18 protein-coding genes are annotated in these 19573 nt (G+C 66.0%); 12 read left to right on the top strand and 6 right to left on the bottom strand.

Annotated features, from left to right (window positions below; translation table 11 throughout):
* Window positions 1–6 precede the first annotated feature (6 nt).
* The 6 genes from ACSQ3Q_RS20040 (at window position 7) to ACSQ3Q_RS20065 (ending at window position 6622) form a co-directional block, all read left to right on the top strand.
* Window positions 7–477 carry a CreA family protein gene (locus ACSQ3Q_RS20040; protein ID WP_436137041.1) on the top strand — a complete coding sequence of 157 codons (471 nt, stop codon included), beginning with the start codon at window positions 7–9 and terminating at the stop codon, window positions 475–477.
* 257 nt (window positions 478–734) lie between these two features.
* Window positions 735–1358, top strand: a complete 624-nt coding sequence (locus ACSQ3Q_RS20045) for a response regulator (protein WP_436136083.1) — start codon at window positions 735–737, stop codon at window positions 1356–1358.
* A 22-nt stretch (window positions 1359–1380) separates the two neighbouring features.
* A complete protein-coding gene (locus ACSQ3Q_RS20050; protein WP_436136084.1) occupies window positions 1381–3141 on the top strand; it encodes an ATP-binding response regulator in 1761 nt (586 codons plus the stop codon).
* A 311-nt stretch (window positions 3142–3452) separates the two neighbouring features.
* Window positions 3453–4139, top strand: coding sequence for a hypothetical protein (locus ACSQ3Q_RS20055; protein WP_436136085.1), 687 nt, complete (start codon window positions 3453–3455; stop codon window positions 4137–4139).
* Window positions 4132–4959, top strand: a complete 828-nt coding sequence (locus ACSQ3Q_RS20060; RefSeq protein ID WP_436136086.1) for an N-acyl amino acid synthase FeeM domain-containing protein — start codon at window positions 4132–4134, stop codon at window positions 4957–4959. The genes ACSQ3Q_RS20055 and ACSQ3Q_RS20060 overlap by 8 nt, the downstream gene beginning before the upstream one ends.
* A gap of 61 nt (window positions 4960–5020) precedes the next feature.
* Window positions 5021–6622 (top strand): FAD-binding oxidoreductase, encoded by a 1602-nt coding sequence (locus tag ACSQ3Q_RS20065; RefSeq protein ID WP_436136087.1) that lies wholly within the window; start codon window positions 5021–5023, stop codon window positions 6620–6622.
* Between the two features lie 43 nt (window positions 6623–6665).
* Here ACSQ3Q_RS20065 and ACSQ3Q_RS20070 read toward each other — a convergent pair whose 3' ends face one another.
* Window positions 6666–7316, bottom strand: coding sequence for a DsbA family oxidoreductase (locus tag ACSQ3Q_RS20070; RefSeq protein WP_436136088.1), 651 nt, complete (start codon window positions 7314–7316; stop codon window positions 6666–6668).
* Window positions 7317–7572: 256 nt separating this feature from the next.
* Here ACSQ3Q_RS20070 and ACSQ3Q_RS20075 point away from each other — a divergent pair, with 256 nt between their 5' ends.
* The 3 genes from ACSQ3Q_RS20075 (at window position 7573) to ACSQ3Q_RS20085 (ending at window position 11283) form a co-directional block, all read left to right on the top strand.
* Entirely contained in the window at window positions 7573–8610 is a 1038-nt protein-coding gene (locus ACSQ3Q_RS20075; protein ID WP_436137042.1) for a YcjF family protein, read from the top strand.
* A gap of 212 nt (window positions 8611–8822) precedes the next feature.
* Entirely contained in the window at window positions 8823–10361 is a 1539-nt protein-coding gene (locus ACSQ3Q_RS20080; RefSeq protein ID WP_436136089.1) for an SPOR domain-containing protein, read from the top strand.
* A 124-nt stretch (window positions 10362–10485) separates the two neighbouring features.
* Window positions 10486–11283 (top strand): SGNH/GDSL hydrolase family protein, encoded by a 798-nt coding sequence (locus ACSQ3Q_RS20085; protein WP_436136090.1) that lies wholly within the window; start codon window positions 10486–10488, stop codon window positions 11281–11283.
* A gap of 32 nt (window positions 11284–11315) precedes the next feature.
* Here the strand turns inward: ACSQ3Q_RS20085 and ACSQ3Q_RS20090 are convergent, their stop codons facing one another.
* Both ACSQ3Q_RS20090 and ACSQ3Q_RS20095 read right to left on the bottom strand, forming a co-directional pair.
* Entirely contained in the window at window positions 11316–12080 is a 765-nt protein-coding gene (locus tag ACSQ3Q_RS20090) for an alpha/beta fold hydrolase (protein ID WP_436136091.1), read from the bottom strand.
* A gap of 17 nt (window positions 12081–12097) precedes the next feature.
* Window positions 12098–13111: a M14 family zinc carboxypeptidase gene (locus tag ACSQ3Q_RS20095; protein WP_436136092.1), complete on the bottom strand. Its 1014-nt coding sequence runs from the start codon at window positions 13109–13111 to the stop codon at window positions 12098–12100.
* Window positions 13112–13445: 334 nt separating this feature from the next.
* Here ACSQ3Q_RS20095 and ACSQ3Q_RS20100 point away from each other — a divergent pair, with 334 nt between their 5' ends.
* Together ACSQ3Q_RS20100 and ACSQ3Q_RS20105 are read left to right on the top strand one after the other, a co-directional pair.
* Entirely contained in the window at window positions 13446–13598 is a 153-nt protein-coding gene (locus ACSQ3Q_RS20100; RefSeq protein ID WP_436136093.1) for a hypothetical protein, read from the top strand.
* Between the two features lie 295 nt (window positions 13599–13893).
* Window positions 13894–14394, top strand: a complete 501-nt coding sequence (locus ACSQ3Q_RS20105; RefSeq protein WP_436136094.1) for an HU family DNA-binding protein — start codon at window positions 13894–13896, stop codon at window positions 14392–14394.
* 130 nt (window positions 14395–14524) lie between these two features.
* Here ACSQ3Q_RS20105 and ACSQ3Q_RS20110 read toward each other — a convergent pair whose 3' ends face one another.
* From ACSQ3Q_RS20110 to ACSQ3Q_RS20120, 3 genes are all read right to left on the bottom strand, one after another.
* The gene (locus ACSQ3Q_RS20110; RefSeq protein WP_436136095.1) at window positions 14525–16327 is read right to left on the bottom strand and encodes a feruloyl-CoA synthase; all 1803 of its coding nucleotides are present in this window, start codon (window positions 16325–16327) and stop codon (window positions 14525–14527) included.
* Window positions 16328–16395: 68 nt separating this feature from the next.
* Entirely contained in the window at window positions 16396–17358 is a 963-nt protein-coding gene (locus tag ACSQ3Q_RS20115; RefSeq protein WP_436136096.1) for a 3-hydroxyacyl-CoA dehydrogenase NAD-binding domain-containing protein, read from the bottom strand.
* Between the two features lie 11 nt (window positions 17359–17369).
* Window positions 17370–18362, bottom strand: a complete 993-nt coding sequence (locus ACSQ3Q_RS20120) for a Bug family tripartite tricarboxylate transporter substrate binding protein (RefSeq protein WP_436137043.1) — start codon at window positions 18360–18362, stop codon at window positions 17370–17372.
* 441 nt (window positions 18363–18803) lie between these two features.
* Here ACSQ3Q_RS20120 and ACSQ3Q_RS20125 point away from each other — a divergent pair, with 441 nt between their 5' ends.
* Entirely contained in the window at window positions 18804–19496 is a 693-nt protein-coding gene (locus ACSQ3Q_RS20125; protein ID WP_436136097.1) for a Crp/Fnr family transcriptional regulator, read from the top strand.
* Window positions 19497–19573 lie beyond the last annotated feature (77 nt).

The raw sequence follows: 19573 nt of genomic DNA on the forward strand, positions 1-19573 counted from the left end.
GCCGCCCTGCTGGCCGTTGCGGCTTTGGCGGGCACGGCCAGCACGGCCCAGGCAGCGGCGGGCGAAAAGATTGGCACCGTAGACACGGCCTTCCAATGGTTTGGCCGTGACCACGACATCATCGTGGAGGCATACGACGACCCGGGCGTACCGGGCGTGACCTGCTACGTCTCCCGCGCCCGCACCGGGGGCATCAAGGGCTCGCTCGGACTTGCCGAGGATCGCGCCGAGGCCTCCATCGCGTGCCGGCAAGTGGGGCCTATCAGCTTTCCCGAGCCCCTGAAGAAGCAAGAAGAAGTCTTCAGCGAGCGCATGTCCATCCTGTTCAAGCGCCTGCGCATCGTGCGCATGGTGGACGTCCCGCGCAACACGCTGGTGTACCTCACGTATTCCGAGAAACTCGTGGACGGATCACCCCAGAACAGCGTGACCGCTGTGCCGGTGGACCGGGCGACGGCGATTCCACTGCGCAAGTAACGCGGGTAGGCGAGTGCATCGTCAAATGCAGGCTCACCGGCGTCACTGACGCCGGTGAGCCAAGCACCACGGTCGCCGGTTCGGCAACAAAAGGGAACGCTCCGGGACGTTCCCTTTTTCTTTTGGACGGCTAGCAATTGCCGCCCATCTCGCACACTCTGCGCGCACCCTCGGTGCTACATTGCACGCGCCGAATCCACTTCGCACCGGCCTTTTCAATCGCCTGACCCGCACACCGACAGCCGCTGTCCTTTGCCGTGAAGTTCCTTCTCCTGGACGATCACCCCCTGTACCGCCAAGCCCTCAAAGGCATCATCCAGCGGATCGACCCCGTTGCGACTGTGCTGGAATGCGCGGCGTATGACGAGGCACGGCCCCTGCTCCACGACGACCTGGACTTGGTGCTGCTTGATCTGCGCCTGTCCGGACTTGACGGCATCCAGGTGCTCACAACGCTGCGGACGCAGCACCCAACATTGCCGGTGGTCGTGGTATCGGCGTCCGAGGACAAGCAGGAGATCATGGCCGTGTTGCGCCTGGGAGCCCTCGGCTTTGTCCCCAAGGCTGCGTCTGCCGAAGTCCTGGAATATGCGCTGCGCCTGGTGCTGGCGGGCGATGTCTATTTGCCCTCCCACATCGCACTGGACGTGCAGACAACCCCGTCGCCGCAGCAAGACGGCGCGCTCGACCTGACCGAGCGGCAGATGCAGGTCATGCGGCTGATGGCGCAAGGTCAATCCAACAAGCAGATTGGGCGCTCGCTCAACCTGGCTGAAAACACCGTCAAGGTGCATGTCACAGCCATCCTGCGGGTCTTGAACGTCAGCTCGCGGGCCGAAGCCATCGTGGCGCTTTTCCAGCGTGGCGACGATCTCGTTTAGCGCCCTTCCCGAGCGCCCAGCCGTGCAAGACGCCTCCTGGACCGCCCGCATTCGCACCGAGCAGGTGCGGCTGATCTACCGCAATTACCCTTTCACACTCAGTGCCAACTTCATTCTGAGCTTGCTGGTAATCTGCGCGTTGTGGGGCGAGGTGCCCACCGCGGCGCTGCTGGGCTGGGGTGCGTTCGGTACCGCGCTCACCTTGAAGGGTGCGGCGGACTACCTGCTCTGCCGGGGCCCACTGGCAGGGCCCTCGCCAACCGCCGTCGACACGGCCGCGCGCCGGTTTGCAGAGATCGCATGGTGCACTGGGGCGATGTGGGGAGTGGCGGGGCTCTCGCCGTTTCTGGCGCCATCCACGCAGGTCCAGCAGGTGCTCTTTCCAGCCATCACGGGCATGGCTTTCGGGGGCGCCGCGTTTCTCTCCGCCGACCGGCGACTTTTCTACGGCTACATCGTTCCGATGCTCGGCCTCACCCTGCTCGGTGCAGCGCAGATGGAGCAAGGCAATGGGCTCGTCATCGCCGGGCTGACGTTCGCGTTGGCGTTTGCCACGCTGGCGTTTGCGCACAACGTGCACGCAATGATCCAGCGCTCCCTGGTGTTGCGGTTCGAGAACATGGACCTGATCCAGGCGCTCAAGCTGCAAAAGGAGCAGGCCGACTACGCCAACCTTTCCAAGTCGCGCTTCCTTGCAGCCGCCAGCCATGACCTGCGTCAGCCCATGCACGCGTTGGGTTTGCTGTTTGAATCCCTGCGGCCGCGCATCGATGACGAAGCCTCGCAGCACCTTCTGCGCACTATCACGACCACCATCCACACGCTGGAGGACCTCTTCAACGCGCTGCTCGACATCTCCAAGCTGGACGCGGGCGTGATCCAGTGCGCCCCCCAGCCGCTGCCCTTGCGGCACACGCTGGAGCGGATCGAGGCCGAGTTTCGACCCCTGGCCGAACGCAAAGGGCTCAGATTTGCAATGCACCTTCCGGCACCACACATCGCCGTCCACAGTGACGCCGCGCTGCTTGACCGCATGGTGCGCAACCTGGTCAGCAATGCCATCCAGCACACCCGCCGCGGGACCGTACTGGTCGCGTGCCGCCCGCGCGCCACGGCCGTGCTTATCGAAGTGCGCGACAGCGGCCCGGGCATTCAACCCGAACTGCACAAAGAAATCTTCCAGGAGTTCTACCAAATCAACAACCTGGAGCGCGACCGCAGCCACGGGGTAGGCCTGGGCCTCGCGATCGTGGACCGCCTCAGCCGCATGCTCGGCCACCCGGTGGCGCTGCGCTCGTCGCCGGGACGTGGCTCCACATTCACGGTCGAGCTGCCCCGTTGCCACATCAGTGCAGTGCCGCCGGTGTTACCGGCAGCGCAAGTCATCGAAGGCCTGCAACCGCTGCGGGGGCGGTCGATCGCCGCGATCGATGATGACCCGATCGTGCTGGAAGGCATGCGCCAGCTGTTCGAGCACTGGGGGTGTTCGTTGACGGCAGCGGCCAGCGCCGACGAACTGCTGGCCCGCCTGGCGACGCAGAGCGTGGTGCCGGAGATCGTCATCAGCGACTACCGCCTGCGCAACGGGGAGACCGGCGCGCAGGCCATTGCCAAGGTGGTGGCCTTCTGCGGCCATCCCATACCCGGCGTGCTCGTGACGGGCGACACCGCGCCCGAACGCCTGCGCGAAGCCGCGGACAGCGGCCACGCCGTGCTGCACAAACCGGTGCGGCCCGGCAAGCTGCGCGCGCTCATGCTGCACCTGCTCGACGGTCCGGCGTAGTGCGTTGGGAGCAAGCGGGGGGGCAAATTGCGGCGGGGTGCCGCGCAGGTGCTAAGACCTAAGTAGTAGCCGTTCAGTCCAATGGTCGCGGGGTTCGTTTTGGCCTGAAATGCGCGGATGAAAAACTCCGCCCGCCCGCACCCGCCTGCCCCGCAACAACATCAAGGCCCTGACACACGGCATGTGGCCACCCACGCCCCACACACCGCGCAAGGTGGCATTGAAATAACGTGTCGTTCATGGTGCCGCACGGTCGGTGCTGTGGGTACGGCTTCTCCATCGCGGACCGACACGCTGCGGCGCTGCACCCCATGAAAGCCGGTGTGCACGGCACCCCTGAGCGGGCAGTGGTGGCCACCAGTTTTGTCCTCACCCTGCTTCAGATTTGCACCATCGAAACCACATGGCTGCTAGCCATCGTACTGCCCGTGCAGTGGCTGTTAGTATTCCGCCCGATCGAGCGCAAGGAGTGGGTGATGTTCGCCATCGTCGGCCCTTTTTTTGTTGCGCAAAACTACGTTGCGCTGTTCTCGGGTGCCTTCACTTTTCGGCAGCAGGACTTCCTGCTCATGCCGTGGCATGAACCCCTACTTTGGATGGGCTGGTATTTGCACATTGTCCGTTTCGTGGGCCGCCCTGCACAGGCCGTTCGGCTCAGCCCGTCGGCCTGGATCGGCTTGTTGGCCACCGTGCTTGCGTTCTCGCTGTTTGGCCATGACGCACGCGCACTGACCATCGCCAGCACAGCGTCTTGCGCGGTGCTGCTTGCCTTGTTCCACAGCCGGGACGACCTTGGCTATGGCCTTTGCGCGGTGGTGCTCGGCTTGTCGGTCGAATGGGCTGGGGTGGCCAGCGGCCTGTGGTCTTACCCGGACGCAGGCTTCGGCGGCATCCCCGGCTGGTCTTTCATGATGTGGTTGTCGGTGGGTCTGCTGGGGCGCCGATTCGTGGTACCACTGGCTGAGTGGCTGACGCCCATGGGAGGGCGCCATGCGTGACCACATCAGCACGTCGACCTTGCAGCGCCTGATGCAGGCCCTGAAAAAGCGCTGGACGCAGCAGCCCGAAGGCGGCCCCGTGTCGCGCAGTCCGTCGTCTGTCTTTGCTGGCGACGCGCCACACAGCACGCTGTTCATGCGCTCGGCCTTTTCGCCGGAACTCAAGGGCGAAGGCTTCAAGATCAGAATTGCCAGGCGCCCGTCGGTGCTGCAAGACGCCGTCGGCTTGCTGAACCGCCGCTATCGGCAGCGAGGCTATGGGTCCCAGACCTTGACCATGTCGCCCGAGCGCATGACCATCGTCGCCTACGAAGACAAACAGGTCATCGGAACGCTCACGGTCCAGCTGGACTTGGGCACGGGCTTGTTGTCGGACGAATGCTTTCCGGAGTTGTTGAACGGCTTTCGGGCCAGCGGTGCGCGCCTGTGCGAATTCACCAAGCTGGCCACCGCGCCCCATGCGCCGATGCCTGCGACGTTGGCTTCCATGTTCCATGTGGCCTTCATCTTCGCGCACCAGATCAATGGGGCCACGCACATCGCGGTCGAAGTCAACCCGCGGCACGTGGGCTTTTACACGCGGGTGCTGGGGTTCCTGCCGCACGGCTCGCCGCAAAGCAATCCGCGCGTGAAGGCACCGGGCGTCTTGCTCATCGCCGACTTCAAGGACATCGGGCGCCAGCTCCTGGCGCGCGACACCCGAGGGGCAGGCGCTGGAGAGCCACCACCGTTCTTTTCTCACAGCTTCTCCAATGCTGAAGAAAAGGGCATTCGCAAACGCATCGCCGCTGCGCTGAGCCGGATGGAGGATGCCGCATGATTGCGGCACCGAACCCACCCAAGCCTGCGTGCCGGGCGGTGCGCAGCACCAAAAGGATTCAATGAGCGCATTGCTGCAAGCTTTGGAAGATTGGCGGGCCCTGGTGGGCGCCGACAGCGTGTTGTCGGCCCACGACGGGGGCGCCCTCTACGGTGCAGGCGGTACACGCTCCATCGCGGCGGCCTTGCGCCCGGCGCAGGCAGAAAGCGTGCAGGAGCTCGTGCGCATCGCCTTGCGGCACCGCGTGGCCTTGTACCCGGTCAGCACCGGGAGGAACTGGGGCTACGGCGGCGCCACCCCCCCATCCGAGCACTGTGTGGTGCTCGACCTTTCGCGGCTGAATCGCGTGATTGCCGTGGACGCCGAACTGGGCACCGCCACCATTGAACCCGGCGTCACCCAGGGGCAACTGCGGGCCCACCTGGACCGGCTGGGCTTGCCGTTCATGGTGCCCACCACAGGCGCGGGCCCGAGCACCAGCCTGGTGGGCAACGCGCTGGAGCGTGGCTACGGAATCACTCCGCACGCAGACCATTTCGACGCCGTGATGGCGCTGCAGGCCGTGCTGCCTGACGGCAGCCTCTACCGCTCCCGCCTGAGCGCACTGGGGGGCGAGCGCATCGGCCAAGCCTACAAATGGGGTACCGGTCCCTACCTGGACGGCCTGTTCTCGCAGTCAAATTTCGGCGTCGTCACGCAGATGACGATTGCCCTGGCGCAGCGCCCGCCACACGTCGAAGCGTTTTATATCTTTCTCGACAAAGAAGACCAATTGCCAGCCGCGCTGCTCGCACTGCGCGGGCTATTGCGCACCACCGGCGGCGTCATGGGCGGTGTGAACATCCTCAACGGCTACCGCGTGGCATCGATGACCTGCCCCTACCCCGCGCACGCCCTGGAGAGTGGCAACCCCCTGCAGGCAGACGACATGGCCGAACTGCTGCGGGCGCACAAGCTGGGCCCCTACCTGATCGTGGGCAGCGTCTACGGCGAGAAGTCCGTGGCCCGTGCGGCGGTCAAGGTGATCATGCGCGGGTTTGCCCATTGCAGCGGCCGCCGTGTCAGCCTGACCCGGCGCAAGGCCGAGGTCCTGCAGCGCCTGGCCATCCGCTTTCCCCGCATCGCAGCGGGCTTTGGCTTTGGCCAAGACCACGCGGCGCGGATGTTGAGCGCGCTGAACCTGATGGAAGGCATCCCCGACGATGTGGCGCTGCGGCTGCCGTACTGGAAATCGGGCGCCCCGTTGCCCGACGATCTGACACGCGGCCTGTTGAGCGGCGACCGCGGCCTGATGTGGTACTCGCCCCTGGTTCCGATGGCACCCGACGTGGTCCTGGCCTTTGAGGCAATGGTCACACGGGTATGCCTGCAACACGGTTTCGAGCCCCTGATCACGCTCACCAGCCTTTCGGACCGCTGCTTTGACAGCTCCGTGCCACTGCTTTTTGACGGCCGCTCATCCGCCGACAAGGAACGTGCCCAGCGCTGCTACGAGGCGCTGTTCGGGGAAGGCCGGCAACTGGGCATCGTTCCGTACCGCGTCGGGGCCCAGGCCTTTCACCTGCTCGATACGCCAGACGACTCCGCGCTTGCCCTGGGCCGCAGCCTCAAGCGGCAGCTGGACCCGCACAACATCCTCTCGCCGGGCCGCTACAACCTTTGAACGGCTCGGCGGCGACCCCCAGCGCGGGCAGGACGCCAGCGATTCAGGAAATTCCGCTCAGCTGCCGCAGCGCCTGCTCAAACACCTCCACCGGCTGCCCGCCCTGGATCAGGTGGCGGTCATTGATGATGATGGCCGGCACCGAATGGATGCCGTTTTGCAGGTAGCGCTGTTCGCTCTCACGCACCTCTTGGGCATAGCGGCCCGACACGAGCACCGCGCGGGCGTCCTCGGCGTCTAGCCCCACCGCGCTGGCCACGCCCACCAGCACCTCGTGATTGCTCGGGTCCTTCCCGTCGGTGAAGTACGCCTTGAACAGCGCATGTTTGAGGGCCCGTTGCACACCCTTTTCCTCGGCCCAGTGCAGCAGGCGGTGGGCATCAAAGGTGTTGTAGATGCGGCTGCGTTTGTCCATGCTGAAGGTGAAGCCCAGTTCCGCACCGCGCGCCGCGATGGCCTCGCGGTTCTTCTGGCTCTGCTCGGGGGTCGCGCCGTACTTCTCTTGCAGGTGCTCGCCGATGTCCTGGCCTTCCGGTGCCATCTGCGGGTTGAGCTCAAAAGGCTGAAAGTGCAGGTCCAGCGCGACCTCGTCCTTGAGGCGGCTGGCTGCCTGCTCCAGCGACTGCAGGCCGATGATGCACCAGGGGCAGGACACATCGGAGACGAAATCGATCTTGAGGGTTTTGGCAGTCATCGCAGGGGCTCGCTGAAGTGGGTGGAGAGCAAACAGCCCCGCATGGTAGACCGATGGCTTGCCCTTTGCAGGGCGGGCTTTTTTGGCGAGTGTGTGGTGGGCGCGAAGCACCTGGTTACCAGATGTCCGCAATTCCCCACGCGCTGTGGCGTTGAAAGCCGCAGGCCTAGACTGCATGTGGACCAAGCACTTCGTGCCCTCTGCGCGCGGTGCACCTTTGTTTTGTACCCACCGCCCTGCCATGGGCCGCACGCACATGAATCTGGACCAGCAAAAATCTATCCTCACCATCGCCCTTCTGGCCGCTTTTGCCGATGGCAACAAGGACGATGCCGAGCGCGAGGAGATCCGCCGCATCGCGCAGTCGCTGGCCGGCGATGCCGGCATGGCCGACCTGCCCCGCATTTACCAGGACGTGCTGCTCAAGCGCACCAGCGTGCAGGCGGCTGCCAGTGCATTGACCGATCCTGACCACCGCCAGTTGGCCTATGAAATGGCGGTGTGCGTGTGTGATGTGGACGGCCGGCAGTCGCCTGCGGAAGCGCAGTTCCTGGCCACGCTCAAAACGGCGCTGCAGCTGGGCGCGCAGCAGACGGCGGCTTTTGACCACGATGCGGATGCGCTGGTGGACGTGACCGAAAAGGCGTCGCCGTCGGCCGCGCCATGGGGCATTGCAGGTGCGGCAGCCGGTGGCGCTGCGACGTACGCGGCGACGCAGAGCACCAGCACCGCGCCCAGTCGGGCATCGGCCTCCGCGCCCTCAACACCCTTAGGCCCGGCCGATGCGGAGCTCGACAAATCCATCCTGAACTACGCGATGCTCAACGGCGCACTGGAGCTGCTCCCGCAGTCCTGGGCGTCCATGGCCATCATCCCGATGCAGGTGAAGATGGTCTACAGCATCGGCAAGGTGCACGGCGTGGAGCTGGACCAGGGCCACATCAAGGAATTCATCGCCGCGGCGGGCGTGGGCATGACGTCGCAGTACCTGGAGCAGTTTGGCCGCAAGCTGCTGGGTGGCCTGCTGGGCAAGGTGGCGGGCCGCACCATCGGCGGAATGGGCGGCGCGGCCACGGGCATGGCGTTTTCGTTTGCCACCACCTACGCGCTGGGCCAGGTGGCCAAGCGCTACTACGCCGGCGGCCGCGTGATGGGCACCGAGATGCTGCGCGAGACGTTCCAGAGCCTGCTCGGCCCGGCCAAGCAGATGCAGACGCAGTACCTGCCGCAGATCCAGCAGAAGGCCTCGACGCTGGACGCGGGCAAGATCATGGCCATGGTGCGGGGCGCGTGACACCAGGCGGTCGTTTGCTATTGTTTTTATAGCTATAAGTGCTTATTAGATAAGCGCTGGCGGCCATTTTTATTCAAAATTGAGGTTTCCGCAGCGTGTGGAACTGGCGGCGGCGCCCTGTGCGGCAAGCTGCGGCCCACCCGCGGCGCGGCAAGCCAACAACAGCAGCGCCCGCCGCACCGCATGCGCGCTGGTGCATGACAGAATCGGGCATGCACGCCACCCCGGACCCTGCAGACTCTCTCATCCCCTCCATGTCGCTGGACTCGCCCTCGGACAACGCGATGACCGCGCTGTACCGCGTCGCGCTGGGGCCGGTGAACAAGGACTACTACCTCCCCGTCTTCGCGCACTTTGACGACACCGGCCGCACCACCACGAGCTGGAACTGGGCCGCCAGCCTGTGCACGCTCAACTGGATGGTGTTCCGCCAGATGTGGAGCGCCTTGTTGGTGTACGTGGCAGCGGCTGAGGGACTGGCCCTGCTGGTGTTTGGCTTCGGGCGCCAGTTTCTCGATTGGCCCCAAGGCGTGGTTTTTGGCGTACTGGCTGCTTTTGTGGTGCTGGCGTTTGCGGTGCCGGGGCTGTACGGCAATGCCATCCTGCACGCCGACACCCGCCGCCGCATCGCCCGCGCCCTGGCCGCGTCGCGCACCGTGCCCGAGGCCTGCGCGCTGCTGGACCAGCGCGCCAGCAGCCGCAAGCGCCTGCAGATGCTGGTGGCCGCCAACGTCGCCATTGCCGTTGTGGCGCTCGCCGCGTACTTGGCGCTGCCGCGCGAAGGTTTCCAGGCCGGTACTGATACGACCATGGCGCCGTCAGTGACTGTGGCGCAGGCGGCCTCGGCTGCTGCGGTTGCATCGGCCGCACGGGTGGCATCCGCACCCGCAACGCAAACCACTGCCACCGCGATGGCGGAGCCGCCTGCGCCCGAAAAAGCGACGCCAGCGCCCACCGCGGCCACTGCGGCGTCCGAGCCCGCCACCCAGTCCGCTGCCGTGCCAACGCCTGCCGCGGCATCCGCCCCCCTCGTCGCTGCATCCAGCGCCCGGGCCACCCGCCCTGCCCCGCCTGCCGTCACCGCGGCTGCCGCACCCCCCGCCAGCGCGCCCACCATCACAACGGCCAGCACACCCCCAGCCGCGCCCAGCGGCAAAGCCCCCGCAGCCGCGGACAAGGCGAAGGACGATCCGCCGCGCACGGCCGCCGCTGCGAAGAACGAGAAATCCGCCAGCTTGACCACCAAGGCTGAAACGCCTGCCTCCAAGCCCGCGGCGCCCGCAGCGAAAGCTGAGAAAACCGAGAAAGCCGCCAAGACCGACACCGCCGCCAGCAAACCGGCGCCGACCACGGAGCGGCCATCACGCACGCCGCCAGCAACCACTGCCACGGCGGCATCCGCGTCGGTCACCGCATCGCGGGCACCAGCGCCCGCGGCGTCCGCGGCTCAGGCCACTGCGTCCACGTCTGCATCTACAGCCCCCGAGCCCGCCAGCAGTATCCCGCCCGCCGTCGGCAGCACCGCTGGCTACTACATCAATGTGGGCCTGTTTGCCGACGAGGCCAATGCGCGCAAAGCCCAGGCGCGGCTGCTCAACGAAGGGTTGCCCGCGTTCCGCCAGGAGCTGAACAAGGCCAAGGGCCGCCGCATCCGCGTGCGCGTGGGCCCTTATGAGAGCCGCGCGCAAGCCGACACTGCGGCGCAGGCGATCCGCGCGTTGGACCTGGAAGCCGTGGTGTTCCGGCAGTAGCCGCACCTGCGCCCGCCGCATCGCATCGGTGCGCGGTGCGCGGTGACTGCGGGCGCGCCCGTCCTACGTCTGGCGCACCACGCCGCCGACGCCAGCACCGCGGACAAGCCACTAGCCTGCGCTCATGACGCCGCGCAGCCCCCCTCCATCCCAGCACCTCAACCCCCAACGCCCCCGGCACCAGTGGTTTTCCACGCCCCGCCTTGCCGCCCTGCTGGCCGTCGCAGCCGGCGCGTTGTTGCTGACCGGCTGCGCGCCGGGGCGCATCTCAAACTTGGCCGAGCTCACACGCAACGCCGAGCCCTTTACGGCGCACCCCCCGCAGCCAGAAAAGCGCCTGCTGATCGTGGGCGATAGCACCGCCGTCGGCACCGGGGCCGACACGCCGGCGCAGAGCCTGGCCGGCCTGATCGGCCAGCACCATCCGCGGTGGCACATCGACAACCTGGCCGCCAATGGCGCGAAGTTTGCCGATGTGGCGCAGCAGCTCAAGGGCGCCGTCGGCGGATACGACATGGTGCTGGTGCTCGCGGGCGGCAACGATGTGATCCGTTTCACGCCGATGTTTTCGCTGCGCAACGAACTGCAGCAAACCGTGGCCCTCGCCGCGCAAAAGGGCCGTCATGTGGTGCTGATGCCGTGTGGCAATGTCGGCCACGCGCCGTTCTTCGCGGCGCCGCTGACGTGGGTGTTCGCACGGCGCTCAGAGCGCCTGCATAGTGTGGTCCAGGAAGTTGCGGCCACCCAGGGTGCGCAGTACGTGCGCCTGCTCCGGCCGCGCGACGAAGACCCGTTTGTGATCCACCGCGACACGCTGAACGCGGCGGACGGCTTGCACCCCAGCAGTGCGGGCTACGCCGAGTGGTACCGCGAGCTCGTGGCGCAAGGCGGTCTTGCACCGCTTGTGCCTGCTACCCCCTGAGGGTGCGCACAGCTTGCCCGGTACTGAAATACTCAAGACTCTGTAGCGCCTTCGGCTACCCAGCGGCGCACCTGCTCGACCACCCATAGCGGGTCGTCCAGGGGCAGATCGTGCCCGGCAAAGGGATGGGACACCACGGGCCGCTGCCACGCGTTGGCGATGGCCGCAGAGCACTCGCCCCGCACCAGCCCATCGCTGCGGCTGGCCAGCAGCAACATGCGCTCAAGGGGCGCGGCCGCGGGCGCGCGGTAACGCGCTGCGGCCCACAGCTGGCGCAGGGCATTGGCTGTGGACACGGGGCGCTGTGCGCGCACCGCGGCCCAGTCCTGCACCACACTGCCATGCTCAGCCACCCGGTTGCTGGTCAGGCGCAGCACCGTCTCCTCGATCGCTTCGGCTGGCTGCGCGCGCAGTGCAAGCTGCAATAGCGCGGCGTAGTTGCGCGGGCGAAGGCGGTGGTGCAAGGGACTGAACGGGCGCACGCTGGTGTTGATCAGCACGCAGCCCGCAACCTCCTGCCCGCCGACACGCGACCATTCGATCGCCACCATGGCTCCCAGGGACATGGCCAGCAAGTGGTAGGGCGGCGCGATCCCGCGCACTGCCAGGGCCTCGCGGCACGCCTGCACCATGCCCGGCACCGACGCGGGCGAACGTTGGCGGTGCAGCTGTCCGTTGCCAGGCAAGTCAAGCGCCAAAACGCGGTCGTGCGGTAGGGCGTGTTCAAAGTCAGCCGCGAACGCGCCCCAATGCGCGGCCTCCCGCGTGAGCCCGCGCAACAGGATCCACTGGCGCATGGGGCGGTCCTCCGGGCTCATCCGTACCAGGCCGCCAGAGCGTCTGCGCGGCGCTGTGCGCGCTGCCCTGGCGTGGGTACCCAGCGCGCATGGCTGCAGGCCGCGCGCGCCAGGAAATCCAGCAGCGACAAATGGCGCCGCAACACCCGCTGCTGCCGGTGGTCGATGAGCGGATTGAAGATGCCGTTGCGCGAGAACAGCTGCCGCGGGTTTTTCTTGATCCACGCCCACGACCCCATCTCGAGCGTGAGTGGCAAGAACGTGTGCCCAGGGACGTCGCGGCAGGCCTGCAGGTACAGGTGGTCCCACAGATCGCCATGCGCAAGGTACTGGGCGCTTTGTGGCTCGATGATGTACTGGTGGTGGCTGTGCGCCTGAAGGAAGATCTCTTGCAGCGCATGCAGCTCGGGCAGGTGCGCAATCGGCTTGCGCGTGTGGGCGAACGGAAACCACAGCCGGTCTTTCAGGCCAAAGCCTGAATGGCAATCGATGGAGATACTGAACGGCCGCGCCAGCAGTTCCTGCGTGGCCACCTCGCACAGGGCCTGGCTTTCCTCTTCCATCGCATCGCCCACGCGCCCGCGATACCACGGCAGCCCGGCGCTCACGCGCTGCCCGCCGACGCCAATCGGCACGCGGTCGGTGGCGTCCACCGGTGCGTTGCGCATCAGGTCCACGCCGCGCGGGTTGGCGCGGGTCGCCGCCCACATACCGCCCGGGTTGACGGCGGGCATGAAAACGAGCCGCACCTGCTCCAGCTGGCGGTGCAGCGTGGTGTCCCACTGCAGGCGCATGACCACGTTTTGCAGGTAGGCGATGACCACTTCGGCACCGATGCGCTCCAGCCCATGCACGCCGCCAAAGAAACCAACCGCCGGCACATCGAGCGATGGATTACCGACCGCAATGGAATGGATGGGGAAACACTCGCCGGAGGGCAGCGAGACCTGTCGAACCACGCGCACCTCCAGATGGGGTGCGCCGAGTTCGATGATTTTTTCGAGCGCCAGCAGCTCTGGCAGCGTGTGCATGGGATGGGTAGCAAAAAGGCGGCGTGGGCCCGCGCGGCAGGCAATGGAGAGCAAGCATAGCCCCGGCGCCCGCATGCTGGCAGGGCCAATGCAGCAGTGTGTGAATTCCGCGAACCGACGCGAAACCGTCACACAAGGGCGATAACTTGCCCAACGAAGCTGTTCAGTGCCGGTGCCAAAACGACATTGAGAAGCTTCTCCCCGCACCACCTTTGTTTGAAAAGGGCCACGATCATGCTCTGGAAATGGCTTGGACTGCAGCGCTTGCTGGATGAACTCTTCGACGCGCCGGGATGGCCCAGTTTTGACTTGCCCCGCGCAGACGGGTGGTCTTATGACGATGCCGCAGCCGCACCGCAAGACTGAGCTCTATCGCCTCGCCATGCTGTGCAGCACCCTCGGCTGCGCACTGGTGTGGGGGGTGGTCGAATTGCTGGCCCTGCAGCGCCAGCGCTACCAACAACGGCGGGTTGGCAGAAGCCTCTAAGAACCTGTTCAAGGTCTTTTCGGGGTCGCACAAGTACCTTGCCCGAAGGGTTGGAGTGAAATCGGGCGATTGGACGCCCCGGCTGCTTGCATGGGCACGAGCCCATGCGGCGCATCCGAAGCATCCACTCCTCCCGATTGCACTCCAATGCGATCCCCGAAAAGATCTTGAACAGGTTCTACCAGCCCAGGAATTCTTCGCTTTTGCAGTGGATGCGCAGACGCACCTAAAATTGCGCACCTTCTCTTTTTGAGAGAGGGCTCATCACAACTCTGAGCAAAGAAGAATCACCATCATGGCAACTGCAAAAAAGACCGTGGCACCCGCCAAAAAAACCACCAAGGCCGCAGCACCCGCTGCCGCAAAGAAGGCCGCTCCCGCCGCCAAGAAGGCAGCAGCTCCTGCTGCCAAGAAGCCTGCAGCGTCCGCTGCAAAGAAGGCCGCTGCACCCGCAGCCAAGCCCGTGGCTGCTGCCGGCCTCAAGCCGATCAAGACGGCATTCAACAAGACCACGCTGGTCGCCCATCTGGCTGAGCAAGCCGGTGTCGAGCCCAAGGCCACCAAGGCCGTGCTGGCTGCACTCGAGGCTGCGATCCTGGGCTCCGTGCACAAGAAGGGCTCCGGCGAGTTCACGCTGCCCGGCCTGATGAAGATCGGCCTGCAGCAGATCCCCGCCAAGAAGAAGCGCTTCGGCAAGGACCCTTTCACGGGTGAAGAGCGTTGGTTCCCCGCCAAGCCAGCCGCGGTCAAGATCAAGACCCGCGCGCTGAAGAAGCTCAAGGACGCGACGGCCTAAGCAGCCCCGCGAGGGGGTGCGAGATGGCCGATGGCCACCCGGCGCCTCGTCCCGTAAAAAGGACCAGCAGCCCCATGGGCTCTGGTCCTTTTTTGTTTTGCGGAGCACGTATGCGGCGGCTGCGCCTTGTTCACGCCAGGGTGACCACCGCATCTCCCACAGGCTGGGCGTACAGCGCCGCGACATCCGCAGCGCGGCGCACGAGCACGGCGCCCTGGTTGATATAGCCCTTGTCTGTCATTTCGCCAGCGTCGGGGTCGGGCGGCGCGACCATCACCAAGGCGCGGGTGGGGCACTGCGATGAACCGGCACCGGCATCGCGCCGGGCCCGCATGGCGGCGCGGAGCGCAGCCTCCAGCCGCGGGCGGTCGGCGGCACCGGCGCCCGACGGGAACACCAGCATGCCGACCTCATCCCGATCATGGCCGGTGAGCACAATGTCCTGCACCAGCGGGGCGAGTTCCGACACCAACTCGACACGCAAGGTGCCCACCGACACCCAGCTGCCGCTCGACAGCTTGAAGTCTTCTGCGACCCGGCCGTTGAACACCACGCCGCGTTCCGGCCGCGCAGGGTCAACCAGGTACCCCGCATCGCCGATGCGATAGAAGCCCTCGCTGTCAAAAGCCGCCGCCGTCTCGACCGGCGCGTTGCGGTAGCCAGAAAAGACCGACACACCCTTGACCCGCATCTCGAGCTTGCTGCCACTGGGCACAAACTTGAGTTCGAGCCCTGGCAACGGGGCCCCGATGCACCCCGCCTTGTCCAGGCGCCAATGCGCGCTGGTGACGGCAGGCGCGGTCTCGGTCGCGCCCCAGGAAGTGGTCAGCCACAGCGGCTGCGACGGCCGCACGTCGGCCGCGATGGCTTCAAGCCGCTGCCAGGTCGACGGGGCCAGTGCTGCAGCAGCGTAGAACGCCAGGCGTATGCGCGACAGAACTTCGGCCGCCAGGGCTGGGTCTGCCTCCAGAAACGGCAGCAGCATGTCGAATCCGCGCGGCACATTGAACAGCATGGTCGGCTTGACGTCGCGCAGATTGCGCACCGTCTTCTCGATCAGCCCGGGCACGGGGCGGCCCTCGTCGATATAGAGCGTGCCGCCATGGCACAGCACCATGTTGAGGTTGTGGTTGCCACCAAAGGTATGGCTCCAGGGCAGCCAGTCCACCAGCACGGGCTTTTCGTGCTCCAGAAAAGGCCACACCTGGGCAATCATCTGCTGGTTGGCGCAAAGCATGCGGTGTGTGTTGATCACCACCTTGGGCCGGCCCGTCGATCCCGAAGTCAGCAAATATTTGGCATGGCCGTCAGGCGCGATGGTCTCGAACGCGCGACGGACCGCGGGGGTTTCGGTACCCATCAGCAAATGCGCGAATGACAGCGCGCCAGCCACCTCTTGCGCATTCCGGCTGAAGACTTTCACCGCGTCGGATTCGTACCCCACAAGGGCCGGTGCGAACACCTTGGCATCGGAGGCGTACACCAGCGCAGGGCCGAGCGCCGCCAGCATGCCGTGCAGCCTGCTTGGGTCCTTGGACCGCGAATACGCGCTCGACAAGGAGCACGATGCCAGGCCCACATGCATCGCTGCCAGCATGAGCACCGCGTGGTCCACCGCGTTGTCCGAAAGGATGGCAATGGGGCGGTCCGCAGGCAGGTTGAGGTCCAGCAACGACTGCGCAACAGCGCCAACGGCGCGGCGCAGCTCGCCGTAGCTCAGGGTGTTCCAGTGGTCTGCGCTGTCGTCGCGCTCCGCCAAGGCGGGTGCATCGGGTGTCTCTTGTGCCCACCGCTCTACCCATTCGCCGATGCAACGCGCATAGGCGCCCAGCGGCACCGGAGAGCGCAGCGTGAACGAGCCGTCGTCCGACCGTGTCTGCACCGTGAGCGGCAGCGCGATCTGGGTTTCGTCATCAAGGAATCCAGGTTGCATGGTGTTGTCTCTTGGGGTGGGTACGGGCGCACCTGTCCCGCCGGTTGCCCGGCGCGCAGGCGAAGAAATCAGTAATTCGGTCGGTCCGGTCCGTCGAGGATCGGTGTGGCCTGCTTGGCATGCAGAAGGCCGATCAGCAAGGCGTCGCGCGCATCGGCAAGTTCGGCGCTGGCACGCCCGGCCAATGCCTGCTTCATGCCGTCCACTACGCGTTGCTGCAGCACGGGCGTCATCTGCGGCGCGCCCAGGTCGTTCCACCAGTCTTCGATGGGCCCACCCAGATGGGCCAGCAAGTGGCCGATACCGCCATCGCCACCCGACAGGTGCAGGTTCATGAACGGGCCCATCAGCGCCCAGCGCAAGCCGGGGCCCTGGGCAATGGCGGTGTCGATGTCGGAGACACTGGCCACGCCCTCGTTGACGAGGTGAAAAGCCTCCCGCCAGAGCGCGGCTTGCAGTCGGTTGGCGATGTGCCCCTTGACTTCGCGCCGGACGTGGATGGGATGCTTGCCGATGGCCTTGTAGAAATCCATGGCCACGGCGATCGACTCGGGCGATGTCTTGTCGCCGCCGCCCACCTCGACCAGCGGGATCAAATGCGGGGGATTGAACGGATGCCCCAGCACGACGCGTTCGGGACGCAGGCACTGCGCCTGCATCGCCGAGACCGAAAGGCCTGACGAGCTCGATGCAAGAATCGCGTGGTGCGGCGCAGCGTCGTCCATGCGGCGCAGCAGGTCCACCTTGAAGTCAAGGCGCTCCGGCCCGCTCTCTTGCACAAAGTCCGCGTGGGCCAGCGCGTCCTCCAGCCGGTCATGAAAGCGCAGCCGTTCCATGCGCGCCCCGGGTGCCAGGCCGCTGCGCTCAAGCACGGGCCAGTGGCGGGCTACCGCGGCCTGCAGGCGCTCCCTGGCGCCAGGGGCGGGGTCGGTGGCGTCCACCTCCAGCCCCTGGGCCAAGAAGTACGCGGCCCAGCTGGCGCCAATGACGCCGGTCGCGACCACGGCCACACGCTGCACACGAAAGCCCATGTCGACGCCCTTCAGGACTCGGCGGTGAAGCCGATCTTCTTGACCAGCGGACCCCAGCGCTCAAACTCTGTTTGCTGGGATGCCGCCATCTCGGCCGCGGTGGAGCCCTGCGCAATCAGCCCGACCACGGCCAGGCTGTCGATCACGGCCTTTTCCTTGATCGCCGCGTTGATGGCGGCATTGGCCGCGGCTACCACGGTGGCCGGCGTCTTCGCTGGCGCGTAGAAGCCGAACCATTCTTCCGTGGTCAGCTCAGGGAAGCCCTGTTCGGCAAAGGTGGGCACTTCGGGCGAGAACGGCGAGCGGGCCTTGCCCGACGTGGCGATCAACCGCAGCTTGCCGGCCTTGTGGTTGGGGATGAAGTCGCCGCTCGGGGTCACCATCGAGGCGATCTGACCGCCCACCACGTCGGTCACGCCGGGAATCGATCCGCGGTAGGGCACGTGCTTCAAGTCCACGCCGTTGTTCATGCCCAGCAGCGCCCCAATGAAGTGCGGCGTGGAGCCTGCGGCAGGCGAGCCATAGTTGGCCTGGCCTGGATTGGCCTTGGCCCAGGCCAGGAACTCTTTGACGTTCTTGACCGATGCAGGAACCAGGGGTCCCACCGCCAGGCCGTGGTGCATGACCGCGCCGATGGACACCGGCACAAAATCCTTGGTCGGGTCGTAGCTGAGCTTGCTGTAGATGTGCGGGTAGATCGAAGTGCACGAGAACGGCGACAGCGTGAGGACGCTGCCATCGGTCGGCGCCCCCTTGAGGGCCTCCAGCGCGATGCGCCCGCCCGCGCCGGGCTTGTTTTCCACCACCGCGGCGTTGCGGGTGTAGGCCGAGCCAGCCAGCTTCTCGCCCACCCGGCGGGCCACGCTGTCGCCAGCGCTCCCCGCAGGGAAGCCATAGAAGATCTTGATCTGCTCCAGCGTCTGTGCCATGGCGCTCCAGGGAGCAAGCGCTCCGAGCGCGGCGGCGTAGCCGAGGTGGCTCACGAATTGGCGGCGTGTGGGCATCATCATCTGTCTCCTCTTTCTGGGTGGGTAAATCGCTATGCGGCTCACACCGCGGCCGTCGTGCAAGGCAGCCTGGCTGCTCGGTGAAAGCCAACAAAACTTGCACGCCGTTTGGCCGCTGCAGCGGGCCGGGTTAGGGGCACCACGCCGGGCATCGCGCCGACGCACGCATCAGCGGCACCGCGTGCAGAGGTTGCGAGGGGCGCGGCGGGCCGGTCACAACGCCGTAAAAGAAAATTCACTCGCAGCGCCCCACACAACAGCCGGGCCAGAGGTTTGGCGGTGGCGAAATCGTTGCGCTGGGTCATGGCCTTGTCCAAGAGAAAATGGTATGGCACGCATTATTTTTTTAGACGCTTGCATACTCAGTCATTGCGATGACATTTGGACTCAGGGTATACGAGGAATCGTGCCCGTTACCCCGTGGGAGAACGCTTCAGAATGCTGGTCAGAAAGGCTCCGCCAACGGTTGCCAACCTCTTGAACGACTCGCCATGGTTTCCGGCGCTGGACGAATCGGCCCGGCAACGCGTGCTCGACGAATTGCGCGAGGTCGACGTGCCGCAGGGCAGCGCGCTGTGCCGGCGCGGCGACGTGCCCCTGCACTGGTACGGTGCCATCGAAGGGCTGCTTAAATGGACCGTGACCTCGGACAACGGCCGGTCCGTCACCCTTGGCGGCTTGTCGGCCGGCAGCTGGTTTGGCGAAGGCACGCTGCTGCGCGGAGCGGCCCGCACGGCGGACATCATTGCGCTGCGCCCCAGCCGCGTGGCCCTGATGCCGCTCGAAACGTTTGAATGGCTGCACGCTACCCAGCGCAGTTTTGACCACTTTCTGCTCCGCCAGATCAACGAGCGCATGCACTGGTTCCTGGGCAACTTCACCGCCCACCACCTGCTGGACACGGACAGCCAGGTAGCGCGCGCGCTGGCCGGCCTGTTCCACCCCTGGCTTCACCCCGGCAGCGATCCCCACCTGCAGGTATCGCAAGAGGAAATTGCCAACCTCTCGGGCGTGTCGCGCCAGCGTTGCAATGCAGCGCTCCAGCGCCTGGAGGCCGAAGGTGTGTTGCAGATCGAATATGGCGGCATCACCGTGGTGAACCTGGAGGGGTTGCGGCGGCGGGTGGAATAGCCAAGCGGTGCGTCACAGGCCATGCGGGCAGCGGTGTGGCAACGCGCAGCGGCTGCGCTGGAACGCTGGGTAGATCG

The organism is Acidovorax sp. LjRoot129 (assembly GCF_964253765.1).
Classification (GTDB): domain Bacteria; phylum Pseudomonadota; class Gammaproteobacteria; order Burkholderiales; family Burkholderiaceae_C; genus Acidovorax.